Origin of the sequence: Ciceribacter lividus (assembly GCF_003337715.1) — a bacterium.
Classification (GTDB): Bacteria; Pseudomonadota; Alphaproteobacteria; order Rhizobiales; family Rhizobiaceae; genus Allorhizobium; species Allorhizobium lividum.
The window spans coordinates 37,116-49,162 of record NZ_QPIX01000009.1; the positions used below are offsets into that span (position 1 = coordinate 37,116).

The window sequence follows — 12,047 nt, forward strand, 5'->3', positions numbered from 1 at the left end:
GTGTTTCTTCGACAGTATTCGCTTGTGTTGCCACCCGTCAATAAAACCGGAGAGGCACGGATTCGCCTATCCTGTGGACGAGGCAGAAATGCCGCGCGAACGACAACCGAACCCGCCCGGCACGGCGCACCGACCATGTTCCGGCAAGGCGAAATCTCGGCGGATCGGAACCGCAGACCCTGCGGATTTATTGACTCGCGCGCCTCACCTGCTATGGATCACCCGCCTTCAGGCGGTCCGCGGCAGGTGCGGACATCCCCAGTGACTCGGAACAAGCGGAAAAACGATGATTTCTCCCGAAAAACACAACCGGATGGCAAATGCGATCCGATTTCTTGCCATGGACGCAGTCGAGAAGGCCAATTCCGGCCACCCCGGCATGCCGATGGGAACCGCCGACGTCGCGACCGTCCTCTTTACCCGCTTCCTGAAGTTCGATCCGAAGAACCCGCTCTGGCCCGACCGCGACCGCTTCGTGCTTTCCGCCGGCCACGGCTCCATGCTCCTCTATAGCCTCCTCTATCTGACCGGCTACGAGGACATGACCATCGAGGACATCAAGCAGTTCCGCCAGCTGGGTGCGAAGACCGCCGGCCACCCGGAATACGGCCACGCCTCAGGCATCGAGACGACGACCGGGCCGCTCGGCCAGGGGATTGCCAACGCCGTCGGCATGGCGATCGCCGAAAAGAAGCTCGCCACCGAGTTCGGCGCCGAACTGATGGAACACTATACCTACGTGATCGCCGGCGACGGCTGCCTCATGGAAGGCATCAGCCAGGAAGCGATCACACTCGCCGGCCACCTGAAGCTCAACAAGCTCATCGTTCTCTGGGACGACAACGGCATCTCGATCGACGGCGCGATCTCGCTTGCCGACTCGACCGACCAGCACGCGCGCTTCCGCGCCTCGGGCTGGAACACGCTTTCCGTCGACGGCCATGATCCGGAAGCGATCGCCGCGGCGCTCGAGGAAGCCCGCAAGTCCGACAAGCCGACGATGATCGCCTGCAAGACCGTGATCGGCTACGGCGCGCCGAACAAGGCCGGCACCCACAAGGTCCACGGCTCGCCGCTCGGCGCCGACGAGATCGCCGCCGCCCGCAAGGCGCTCGGCTGGGGCGAGGAAGCCTTCACCATCCCCGCCGACGTACTCGACGCCTGGCGTCTCGCCGGCCTGCGCTCCACCAAGGCCCGCAAGGACTGGGAGGAACGCCTCGCCGCGGCGGATGCCGACAAGCGGGCGGAATTCACCCGACGCTTCGCCGGCGACCTGCCGGGCAATTTCGACGCGACGATCGACGCCTACAAGAAGAAGCTCGCCGAAACGAAGCCGACGGTCGCGACCCGCAAGGCCTCCGAGGACGCGCTCGAAGTCATCAACGGCGTGCTTTCGGAAACGATCGGCGGCTCCGCCGACCTGACCGGTTCGAACAACACCAAGACCAGCCAGACCAAGTCGATCACCCCGACCGACTTCTCCGGCCGCTACATCCATTACGGCATCCGCGAGCACGGCATGGCCGCCGCCATGAACGGCATCGCGCTGCACGGCGGCCTGATCCCCTATTCCGGTGGCTTCCTGATCTTCTCGGACTACTGCCGTCCGTCGATCCGCCTTGCCGCCCTCATGGGCATCCGCGTCATCCACGTGCTCACCCACGACTCGATCGGTCTCGGCGAAGACGGCCCGACCCATCAGCCGGTCGAGCACATGGCGGCGCTGCGCGCCATTCCGAACCTGCTGATGTTCCGTCCGGCGGATGCGACCGAGACGGCCGAGTGCTGGCAGATCGCGCTCGAACAGAAGCACCGCCCGTCGGGCCTGGCGTTGACGCGCCAGAACCTCGTCGCGGCGCGCACGGAGTATGAAGAGAAGAACCTCTGCGCCAGCGGCGCCTACGAACTCGTATCGGCAAGCGACGCGAAGGTCTCGATCTTCGCCTCAGGCTCGGAAGTCGAGATCGCGCTGAAGGCCCAGGCCGAACTGACCGGCAAGGGCATCCCCGCCCGCGTCGTCTCGGTCCCCTGCTTCGAGCTCTTCGCCGAACAGCCGGAAGCCTACCGCGAGGCGATCATCGGCAATGCGCCGGTGAAGATCGGCGTCGAAGCCGGCATCCGTCAGGGCTGGGACGCCATCATCGGCTCCGACGGCGTCTTCATCGGCATGTCCTCCTTCGGCGCCTCCGGCCCGTACAAGGAGCTCTACAAGCACTTCGGCATCACCGCCGAAGCCGTGGTTGCCGCCGCCGAAGCCCGGCTTGGCTAACGTCAAATTGTCGCAGGGCGATTGCCAACGCCCTGCGATCCATTAGTTTCGAATTCTTTTCTACAGGGGAGTGAACGCCATGACTCTTAAAGTTGCCATCAACGGCTTCGGCCGTATCGGCCGCAACGTGCTGCGCGCCATCGTCGAGTCCGGTCGCACCGACATCGAAGTGGTCGCGATCAACGATCTCGGCCCGGTCGAAACCAACGCCCACCTTCTGCGCTACGACTCGATCCACGGCAAGTTCCCGGCCGATGTGAAGGTCGAAGGCGACACGATCATCGTCGGCGGTGGCAAGCCCATCAAGGTCACGGCGATCAAGGATCCGGCGACGCTTCCGCACAAGGAACTCGGCGTCGACATCGCCATGGAATGCACCGGCATCTTCACCGCGCGCGACAAGGCGGCCGCCCACCTGACCGCCGGCGCCAAGCGCGTCATCGTGTCGGCTCCGGCCGATGGCGCCGACCTGACCGTCGTCTTCGGCGTCAACCACGACAAGCTGACCAAGGATCACCTGGTCATCTCCAACGCCTCCTGCACCACCAACTGCCTGGTGCCGGTCGTCAAGACGCTCGACGACGCCGTCGGCATCGACCACGGCTTCATGACCACGATCCACTCCTACACCGGTGACCAGCCGACGCTCGACACCATGCACAAGGACCTGTACCGCGCCCGCGCCGCAGCCCTGTCCATGATCCCGACCTCGACCGGCGCCGCCAAGGCCGTCGGCCTGGTCCTGCCGCACCTGAAGGGCAAGCTGGACGGCACCTCGATCCGCGTGCCGACCCCGAACGTCTCGGTCGTCGACTTCAAGTTCGTCGCCAAGAAGAACACCACCGCCCAGGAAATCAACGACGCCATCAAGGCAGCTTCGAACGGCGCGCTGAAGGGCATTCTCGGCTACACCGAGGAGCCGCTGGTCTCGCGCGACTTCAACCACGACAGCCACTCGTCGATCTTCGCGATCGACCAGACCAAGGTGCTCGAAGGCAACTTCGTCCGTATCCTCACCTGGTACGACAACGAATGGGGCTTCTCCAACCGCATGTCCGACACGGCGGTCGCCCTCGGCAAGCTCATCTGAGCGATCGACCCAACGATTGTCCTCGAAGAGGCGGGCCGGGATACCGGTCCGCCTTTCATTTTTCCCGCTCCCGCCCTACTCTGATCACGATTGCGGGCGACAAGTGCGGTTCTCGTCTTTCGGCAGTCCTGCCAGATCGTTCCCAGCCCTGCACCGACCCCGACACCGGGGCGGAAAGCGTTATCGTCGCTTTCGCGCTACGCCCGCGGGTCCGGTATGATCGGCAGGCGCGGGACGAGACGGTGAGAGCGGCGACGATGGGGATGAGCAGGTGGACGAATTCTATGCGATGACGCTGGTGGGCACGGCGCTGGTCCTCCTGGCGGCGTTTTCGAGCCTGCTCGCCTTCCGCTTCGGCGCTCCCCTCCTCCTGCTCTTCCTGCTGATCGGGCTCGTGACCGGTGTCGACGGTCTCGGCATCGACTTTTCCAACAATTCGCTCGCCTACGCGCTCGGCTCCGTGGCACTCGCAATCATCCTGTTCGATTCCGGCTACGGGACCTCCCTGCAGTCGTTCAGGCTGTCGGCGACGCCGGCGCTGCTGCTCTCGACCGTGGGCGTCCTGATCACCGCCTGCCTGTTCGGCGCACTCGCGCACCTGCTGCTCGACTTCTCCTTCCTTGAAGGGGCATTGCTCGGCTCGATCGTCGCCTCGACCGACGCGGCGGCGGTGTTCTTCCTGCTGCGCATCGGCGGCATCAACATCCGCGACCGGGTGCGCTCGACGCTTGAGGTCGAGTCCGGCACGAACGATCCCATGGCGATCTTTCTCACCATGGCGCTGGTGCAGCTGCTGTCGACCGGCAAGGGCTATGCCGGCTTCGACATGGCGCTCCTGCGCCTCTTCGTCGAGCAGATGGGGCTCGGGCTCGCGCTCGGGCTGATCGGCGGCGCGATCATCGTCTTCGTGCTGAAACGGATTTCCATCGAACGGGGGCTCGCGCCGATCTTCATGCTGACGATGGCCCTCCTCGTCTTCTCCTACACGGGCGCGGTCGGCGGCAGCGGCTTCCTCGCCGTCTACGTGGCCGGCATCTACGCCGGCAGCCAGAAGATCCCCGCCCGCGGCTCGATCACCCGCTTCCAGGACGGCATGACCTGGCTTGCCCAGATCGTCATGTTCCTCGTGCTCGGCTTGCTCGCGACCCCCTCGCAGTTTCCACAGATCCTGCTGCCGGCAGTCATCCTCGGCCTGTTCCTGGTCTTCGTGGCGCGTCCGCTCGCCGTCTGGCTCTGCCTCCTGCCGTTCGACTACACCCAGCGCGAAACCGGCTTCATCGCCTGGGTCGGCCTGCGCGGCGCGGTCTCGATCCTGCTTGCGATCCTGCCGATCCTCGGTGGCCTGGAAGGCGGGCAGGTCTACTTCAACGCGGCCTTCATCGTCGTGATGATCTCGCTGCTCCTGCAGGGCTGGACGATCAAGCCCGTCGCCCGAAAGCTCGGGCTCATCATCCCGCCGCGCATCGGCGCGATCGACAAGCTGGAGCTCGACCTGCCGGGCGCCGCCAACCACGAACTGCTCGCCTACCGCGTCGTCGCCGACAGCCCGGTCCTGCGCGGAGAGCGCATTCCGCGCTGGGCCATGCCGTCGCTCGTGATCCGCGACGGCAAGTCGATGCGCTACCAGTATGCCGGCCGGCTCAGGGAGAACGACCAGGTCTATCTCTTCATCGCGCCCGGCTATTCGCGCCTGCTCGACCGCCTCTTCGCCAGCAAGGCGCCGGTGGACGAGAACGACAGCGAGTTCTTCGGCATGTTCGCGATCGCGCCGTCGACCCGCGTCGACAATCTCGACCAGGCCTACGGACCATTGCTCGTGAACGAGGCGGAGCGCGCCATCACCGTCGCCGAGCTGATCGAACAGCGCCTCGGCGGCAGGGCGGACTATGCCGATCGCGTCCGCCTCGGCACCATCGTCCTCATCGTCCGCGACATCGACGAGACGGGACATATCGCCTCGGTCGGCGTTTCGCTGGAGCCGGTGGCGCCGGCCACCAAACTGCCGATCTTCCTCAATCTTCGGGAGATTGCCCACGCGCTGCGCGACTATCTCCGCAAGATCCGCAAGGCGGCCGAGTGAATTTTGCCCCGCCCTCGCCTTGCGTCGCGGGTCAGGCGTAGTAATGTCCGGCCCTCACGTTTTAGAACCCAAAGAGACTGGAGGGACGGGTATAACCATGGCGGCTTTCAAGACACTCGACGATCTGACCGACATTGCCGGCAAGCGCGTACTGGTCCGTGTGGACCTCAACGTTCCGGTGACGGACGGAAAGGTCAGCGATACCACCCGCATCGAGCGCGTGGCGCCCACCATTCACGAGCTTTCGGAAAAGGGTGCGAAGGTCATCCTGCTCGCCCATTTCGGCCGGCCGAAGGGTGAGCCGGTCGCCGACATGTCGCTCTCCCTGATCGCACCGGCCGTCGAGGAAGTGCTGGACCAGAGCGTCGCCTTCGCCTCCGACTGCATCGGCGCGCCGGCTGCCGACGCCATCGCAAAGATGAACAACGGCGACGTCCTGCTGCTCGAAAACACCCGTTTCCACAAGGGCGAGGAAAAGAACACGCCTGAATTCACCGCCGAACTCGCGAAGAACGGCGACATCTATGTGAACGACGCCTTCTCCGCCGCCCATCGCGCCCACGCCTCGACGGAAGGCCTCGCTCACCACCTGCCGGCCTATGCAGGCCGCACCATGCAGGCCGAGCTCGAAGCGCTCGAAAAGGGCCTCGGTCAGCCGGCCCGTCCGGTCGTCGCGATCGTCGGCGGCGCCAAGGTCTCGACCAAGATCGACCTCCTGATGAACCTCGTGAAGAAGGTCGACGCACTCGTCATCGGCGGCGGCATGGCCAACACCTTCCTCGCCGCCAATGGCACCAATGTCGGCAAGTCGCTCTGCGAGCACGACCTCGCCGACACCGCAAAGCAGATCATGCTTGAAGCTGCGACCGCCGGCTGCGCCATCGTCCTGCCGTCCGACGGCGTTGTCGCCCGCGAGTTCAAGGCCGGCGCCGAGAACGAGACCGTCGACATCAGCGCCATCCCGGCCGATGCCATGGTCCTCGACGTCGGGCCGAAGTCGGTCGAGGCGGTCAATGCCTGGATCAGCCGCGCCGCCACCCTCGTCTGGAACGGCCCGCTCGGTGCCTTCGAGATCGCGCCCTTCGACAAGGCGACCGTTGCGGCCGCCCGCCATGCGGCCGACCGCACCCGCGAGGGCAAGCTGGTCTCGGTCGCCGGCGGTGGCGACACCGTCTCGGCGCTGAACCATGCCGGCGTTGCCGACGACTTCACCTATGTCTCGACGGCCGGCGGTGCCTTCCTTGAATGGATGGAAGGCAAGGAACTGCCGGGCGTGGCAGTCCTCTCCAGGACGGCCTGACCGCCTCATATGCGATCGGGGGCGGCGCGGATCGTCCACATTCCCGCGCCGCCGTCACATCCCGTTTAAAGATTTCAGTTATTTTAAACGATTGAAATAATTTCAATCGTTTCAATCAATTAGACCGGGATTTGCCTTTAGGGAAACTTCTGTTATCGGCCAGTTGCAGCCCCGGAGGAAAGGCGAAATAGCCGAACATCTTAGCGATATCGATCCGGGATTGATGAATTCGGCGTTGCCGATTGGTCGTAACATCAACGAACCTACGTGAGCGCGTGTCGCGCCATTATAGGGATAGGAGTGAGATATGGTGGACGCGAAGATGTTGAACAAGATCACCTCTGCACCCGGCTTCATTGCGGCGCTGGATCAAAGCGGTGGTTCAACACCCAAAGCGTTGAGCCTTTACGGCATTTCCGAGTCCGAGTACCAGGGCGACGAGGCGATGTTCCGCCTGATGCATGCCATGCGCGTCCGCATCATGAGCGCGCCCGCCTTCACCGGCGACAAGGTGATCGGCGCCATCCTGTTCGAGCGGACCATGGACGGCGACGTCGATGGTGAGCCCGTTCCGTCCTATCTCTGGGAAAAGCGCGGCGTGGTGCCCTTCCTCAAGATCGACAAGGGCCTCGAAGCCGAACAGAACGGCGTTCAGATGATGAAGGCCATGCCGGATCTCGACTCCCTCCTCATCCGCGGTCGCGAAAAGGGCATATTCGGCACCAAGATGCGCTCGGTGATCGGTCATGCCGACAAGGCCGGGATTGCCGCCGTCGTGAAGCAGCAGTTCGAAGTGGCACGCCAGATCATCGGTCAGGGCCTCGTCCCGATCGTCGAGCCCGAAGTCTCCATCAAGAGCCCGACCAAGGTCGAGGCCGAAACCATTCTTCGTGACGAGATCGCCGCCCAGCTCGACAAGCTTCCGGCAGGTGAAGCCGTCATGCTGAAGCTGACGATCCCGACGACCGCCGATTTCTACGCGCCTCTGGTCGCCCACAAGTCGGTCGTCCGCGTCGTCGCCCTCTCCGGCGGCTACACCACGGCGGACGCCTGCGAAAAGCTCAGCCACAACCACGGCATGATCGCGAGCTTCTCGCGCGCACTGACGGAAAAGCTGCGCGTCTCGATGAGCGAAGCAGAGTTCGACGCGAGCCTCACCGAAACGATCGACCAGATCTACGCCGCGAGCGTCAACAAGGCCTGATGCGGCCCGCCTCTTTGTCACGATGACACGAAAGCCCGGCCCTCGCCGGGCTTTTTCGTTATAGGTACGGCTGGGGATCATGATCAGGGAGTATCAGCCATGCGGGAATGTCCGTTCGTCACCGTCGACGTCTTCACCGAACACCGCTTTCGCGGCAATCCGCTCGCCGTCATCCTGGACGGCAGCGAGTTGACGACCGAAGAGATGCAACGGATCGCGACCGAGTTCGGCTATTCGGAGACCACCTTCCTGCTGCCGCCGGAAGAGATCGATAACACCGCGCAGGTGCGGATCTTCACGCCGACCACCGAAGTTCCCTTCGCCGGCCACCCGAATGTCGGCACTGCCTTCGTGGTCGGGCGGATGGGCCGGATTTTCGGCCAGTCCGTCGGCGAGGCGTTGCGCTTCGAGGAGAAGGCGGGCCTCGTCACTGTCACGCTCCGTAGACTGGGCGATGCCGTGCGCGGGGCGACGATCCGGGCACCGCAGCCGCTTTCGGTCGGCGCCCAGGTTCCGGTGCCACTTCTCGCCCGCGCGGCAGGCCTCTCCCCGCACGACATCGTCGCCGACCGGCATGCGCCCTCGTTCGCCTCGGTCGGTCTCAAATTCATCGTCGCTGAACTCGCCGATCTCGACGCGCTTGGCCGTGCCAAACCGAACGTCGAGACGTTGGAGGAGATGTGCTCCACCTTCGCCGCCGAGGAGAGCGATTGCCCGCTCTTCCTCTACACCCGGCTCGACGGCGAGCACATCCGCGCGCGCATGTTCGCGCCGCTCGACAACGTGCCGGAGGACCCGGCGACCGGCAGCGCATCCGCCGCCCTTGGCGCGCTTCTGACCTCGCTGGAGCCGGCGGACCACGGACATTTCCGCTTCCTGATCGAACAGGGCGTCGAGATGGGGCGCCCAAGCCACATCCACGTCGCGACGGAAAAGCGGGATGGCCACGTCCACACCGTCGATATCTCCGGCGAGTGCGTCGAGGTGATGCGCGGCACGATCTCGATCTGACCCGTCAGGGACGGACGAGAAGCACGACGGACCAGATCACGAAGGCGAGAACGGCCAGCTTCCAGAAGTCGCCGCGTTTGCGCAGCCCGGGAACCCCGAGCGGCTTGATGAGTTGCACGACCATGGCGAGGATCAGGAATATGGCGATCGCTTTGGTCATTGCAGGTCCTTGCGGAAGAATCGGAGAAGCGTCATATGGCGGACACCTTTGCCTCCCAATGACGCCGCTGCAAGGTGGGACTGATCTTTGACACGCTCGTCTTGCAATCTGTGACGTTTCAGTCGACCTCTAGTGAGCTTCGAATAGAAAGCTGCGAATCGCACCCATGCGCCGTAACTTGCTGCCCGTCCTCGCCCTCCTCCTGGGCACCCTGTTCCTCTTCCTCGGCAACGGTCTTCACGGCCTGCTGCTGCCCGTGCGCGGCTCCGCCGAGGGCTATTCCAACGAAGTCCTCGGCCTGCTCGGCACCTCCTGGGCCACCGGCTTCGTGCTCGGCTGCTTCTTCGCACCGAAGGTGGTCATGCGCGTCGGCCATGTGCGCGCCTTCTCGAGCTTCATCTCGCTGATCGCGATCATCGCGCTCCTGACCGGCATCCAGGTCGACCAGTTCTGGTGGGTGGCGCTGAGAGCCGTGACCGGCTTCTGCACGGCCGGCACTTCGATGATCATCGAAAGCTGGCTGAACGAGCGGGCGACCAACGAGAGCCGCGGCATGATCTTCTCCTTCTACATCTCGATCACGCTGATCGGGGTCGTGGGCGGACAGATGCTGGTGCCGCTCGGCGATCCGTCGACCACCGTCCTCTTCATGTTCTGCGGCATCTTCTACTGTCTCGCCATGCTGCCGACGACGCTGTCGACGGCGGCGACGCCGCAGCCGCTGAAATCGGTCAGCCTCGACCTGCGCAGCCTCTACCGCAACTCGCCGATCTCCTTCGTCGGCATCCTGCTGATCGGCATCGCCAACGGCGCCTACGGCACGCTCGGCGCCGTCTTCGGCGCGCGCGCCGGGCTGTCGTCGGGAACGATCGCCGTGATGATGAGCCTCACCATCTTCGTCGGTGCGATCATGCAGTTTCCGGCCGGCAAGCTCTCCGACACCACCGACCGCCGCTACGTGCTCGCGGCGCTCTCGGGCGTCGCTGCTGTCGCCGCCGTGATCCTGGCGCTCGTCCAGCCGCATGATGCCTATGTGCTGATCGGCTTCGTCGCGCTTTACGGCGCCGCCGCCAACGCGCTCTATCCGATCGCGGTGGCGCATGCGAACGACTTCGCCCGCTCCGACGACTTCGTGAAGGTCTCCGGCGGCCTTCTGCTGCTCTTCGGCATCGGCACGATCATCGGCCCCACGCTCGGCGGCCCAGTGATGACCAGGCTCGGCCCCTACGCCCTCTTTGCCGTGACCGCCGTGTCGCACGGGCTCCTGACCACCTATGCCATCTATCGCAGCCGCTTGCGCGCGGCCGTGCCCGCGGAGGAACGCGACTACGTGCCGAAGATCCCCGTGGGCGCGGCGCCGACGAGTACGCCGGAAAGCCTCAGTCTCGACCCCCGTGCCGCGCCGCTCGCCGACGTGGCGGAGGCCGAAGTTGCAAGCCAGGAGGAATAGGCCATGAGCATGAGCGACGACGAACGCCCGAAGAAGAAGACGGTGCACGAGATCGGTTCCGATCTCTCGATGCTTTCCGCCGACGAACTGACCGCGCGCATCGGCCTCCTCGAAGAGGAGATCGCCCGTCTCGATGCCGAGCGGCAGCGCAAGCAGGCCGGAAAGCTCGCTGCAGAAAGTCTGTTCCGCCCGAAAGTATAGAGACCGGCTGCCCGACGTATCTCCATCTGTCGCAAGGAACAACACTTCTGAGGCAAGCGGTTAACCATTCATTAACGCTTTTTCGTTAGTGTAATTGTCATCCAGAGCTTCTGGATTCAGGCAGTTTCTCCTCATGGCGAATAGGTCTGATTTTCTCCCTGTTTTACCTTGAGAGCCGCTTTCGCGGCTCTTTTTTTGACGTTTTGATGGGTGCCCGGCAAAACTGTGGGAATTAACCTTTCCTTAAGATTTGCCTTGCGCGTTTAAGGTATTGATAGCATCGTGACTCCATAAGAGCCGGAAAGCATCCTTCGGGGATGAAACAAGACGCGGCCGCGAGAGTTTTGCGTAAGACAGGGGTAATGACGATGTCGGAAGTCGGCGTGAATACGATCAGCTTTGCGGGTCGCGCTGCGACCTCGAACCAGTTCAAGACGATCTATTCGGAAGGAATGGGGCTGGTGGAAGAGACCGCCGCCTATCTCGACGGCCCCGGCCGCTCCGCCGCCAAGGTCCTGCCGCGCATGGCCTCCGTGCTCTACGCAGCCGAATCGATGCGGCTGACCACCCGGCTGATGCAGATGGCCTCGTGGCTGCTTCTGCAGCGCGCCGTCAACAACGGCGAGATGAGCCGCGACCAGGTGATGTCAGAGAAGAGCAAGGTCCGCCTTGACGGTTTCAACGTCGACAAGGCGGCTCCCGGCTGGAACGATCTGCCGGAAGCCTTCCGCGATCTCGTCGAGCGCTCGCTGCGCCTGCAGAACCGCATCGCACTGCTCGACCGCGAGATCTATCGCCCGGCGGAAGCGGCGGTCGTTCCGGACAACGAAAACAGCGTCAAGGCCCAGCTCGACCTGCTGCGGACCGCCTTCAGCGGCAACTGACCGACGCGACACGCCACGCTTCACGGTATCCCGGCAGGCACCGCCTCGCCGGGATTTTTCGTTTCCGCAGCCCCGTACGACGCACGGCCTCGACGCCGGGACGGCAAACGCGAAAAGCCCGGCACGAGGCCGGGCTTTGAAAACGGAAGCAGAAGCTTCGAAGCGATTAGAGGCCGAGGCCGCCGAAACGCTTGTTGAACTTCGAGAGACGACCGCCGCGGTCCATGAGCTGCTGGTTGCCGCCCGTCCAGGCCGGATGGGACTTCGGGTCGATTTCGAGGTTCATGACAGCGCCTTCCGAACCCCAGGTCGAACGGGTTTCGTATTCGGTGCCGTCGGTCATGACCACCTTGATCATGTGGTATTCGGGATGGATGTCAGCCTTCATAACGATCTTC

Annotated in this window: 11 protein-coding genes; 9 read left to right on the top strand and 2 right to left on the bottom strand. The window is 64.0% G+C overall.

Annotated elements, in window-relative coordinates; all coding sequences use genetic code 11:
• Positions 1–286: 286 nt before the first annotated feature.
• The 6 genes from tkt (at position 287) to DFR48_RS15955 (ending at position 8,954) form a co-directional block, all read left to right on the top strand.
• The gene (gene tkt, locus DFR48_RS15930) at positions 287–2,269 is read left to right on the top strand and encodes a transketolase (protein ID WP_114364205.1); all 1,983 of its coding nucleotides are present in this window, start codon (positions 287–289) and stop codon (positions 2,267–2,269) included.
• A 79-nt stretch (positions 2,270–2,348) separates the two neighbouring features.
• A complete protein-coding gene (gene gap / locus DFR48_RS15935) occupies positions 2,349–3,359 on the top strand; it encodes a type I glyceraldehyde-3-phosphate dehydrogenase (RefSeq protein WP_114364206.1) in 1,011 nt (336 codons plus the stop codon).
• A 271-nt stretch (positions 3,360–3,630) separates the two neighbouring features.
• On the top strand, positions 3,631–5,439 hold the full coding sequence (locus DFR48_RS15940) for a potassium/proton antiporter (RefSeq protein WP_114364207.1): 1,809 nt from the start codon (positions 3,631–3,633) through the stop codon (positions 5,437–5,439).
• A gap of 97 nt (positions 5,440–5,536) precedes the next feature.
• Positions 5,537–6,739, top strand: a complete 1,203-nt coding sequence (locus DFR48_RS15945) for a phosphoglycerate kinase (protein WP_114364208.1) — start codon at positions 5,537–5,539, stop codon at positions 6,737–6,739.
• Between the two features lie 307 nt (positions 6,740–7,046).
• Positions 7,047–7,943, top strand: coding sequence for a fructose bisphosphate aldolase (locus DFR48_RS15950; RefSeq protein WP_114364209.1), 897 nt, complete (start codon positions 7,047–7,049; stop codon positions 7,941–7,943).
• A 99-nt stretch (positions 7,944–8,042) separates the two neighbouring features.
• Entirely contained in the window at positions 8,043–8,954 is a 912-nt protein-coding gene (locus DFR48_RS15955) for a PhzF family phenazine biosynthesis protein (protein ID WP_114364210.1), read from the top strand.
• A 4-nt stretch (positions 8,955–8,958) separates the two neighbouring features.
• On the opposite strand, the gene DFR48_RS22005 is transcribed toward DFR48_RS15955, so the two are convergent.
• Positions 8,959–9,114: a hypothetical protein gene (locus DFR48_RS22005; protein WP_170141906.1), complete on the bottom strand. Its 156-nt coding sequence runs from the start codon at positions 9,112–9,114 to the stop codon at positions 8,959–8,961.
• Positions 9,115–9,280: 166 nt separating this feature from the next.
• On the opposite strand from DFR48_RS22005, the gene DFR48_RS15960 reads away from it, so the two are divergent.
• From DFR48_RS15960 to rcdA, 3 genes are all read left to right on the top strand, one after another.
• A complete protein-coding gene (locus DFR48_RS15960) occupies positions 9,281–10,564 on the top strand; it encodes an MFS transporter (RefSeq protein ID WP_114364211.1) in 1,284 nt (427 codons plus the stop codon).
• A gap of 3 nt (positions 10,565–10,567) precedes the next feature.
• Positions 10,568–10,765 carry a DUF1192 domain-containing protein gene (locus DFR48_RS15965; RefSeq protein WP_114364212.1) on the top strand — a complete coding sequence of 66 codons (198 nt, stop codon included), beginning with the start codon at positions 10,568–10,570 and terminating at the stop codon, positions 10,763–10,765.
• A 368-nt stretch (positions 10,766–11,133) separates the two neighbouring features.
• Positions 11,134–11,649: a protease adaptor protein RcdA gene (rcdA, locus tag DFR48_RS15970; RefSeq protein ID WP_114364362.1), complete on the top strand. Its 516-nt coding sequence runs from the start codon at positions 11,134–11,136 to the stop codon at positions 11,647–11,649.
• Positions 11,650–11,815: 166 nt separating this feature from the next.
• On the opposite strand, the gene rpmE is transcribed toward rcdA, so the two are convergent.
• A complete protein-coding gene (gene rpmE / locus DFR48_RS15975) occupies positions 11,816–12,037 on the bottom strand; it encodes a 50S ribosomal protein L31 (protein ID WP_112689852.1) in 222 nt (73 codons plus the stop codon).
• Positions 12,038–12,047 lie beyond the last annotated feature (10 nt).

Bases quoted from the DNA above. Each gene is read 5' to 3' on its own strand.
- DFR48_RS15955 (WP_114364210.1), top strand. From the start codon at position 8,043: ATGCGGGAATGTCCGTTCGTCACCGTCGACGTCTTCACCGAACACCGC.
- rcdA (WP_114364362.1), top strand. From the start codon at position 11,134: ATGTCGGAAGTCGGCGTGAATACGATCAGCTTTGCGGGTCGCGCTGCG.
- tkt (WP_114364205.1), top strand. From the start codon at position 287: ATGATTTCTCCCGAAAAACACAACCGGATGGCAAATGCGATCCGATTT.
- DFR48_RS22005 (WP_170141906.1), bottom strand. From the start codon at position 9,114: ATGACCAAAGCGATCGCCATATTCCTGATCCTCGCCATGGTCGTGCAA.
- DFR48_RS15960 (WP_114364211.1), top strand. From the start codon at position 9,281: ATGCGCCGTAACTTGCTGCCCGTCCTCGCCCTCCTCCTGGGCACCCTG.
- DFR48_RS15945 (WP_114364208.1), top strand. From the start codon at position 5,537: ATGGCGGCTTTCAAGACACTCGACGATCTGACCGACATTGCCGGCAAG.
- DFR48_RS15965 (WP_114364212.1), top strand. From the start codon at position 10,568: ATGAGCATGAGCGACGACGAACGCCCGAAGAAGAAGACGGTGCACGAG.
- DFR48_RS15950 (WP_114364209.1), top strand. From the start codon at position 7,047: ATGGTGGACGCGAAGATGTTGAACAAGATCACCTCTGCACCCGGCTTC.
- gap (WP_114364206.1), top strand. From the start codon at position 2,349: ATGACTCTTAAAGTTGCCATCAACGGCTTCGGCCGTATCGGCCGCAAC.
- rpmE (WP_112689852.1), bottom strand. From the start codon at position 12,037: ATGAAGGCTGACATCCATCCCGAATACCACATGATCAAGGTGGTCATG.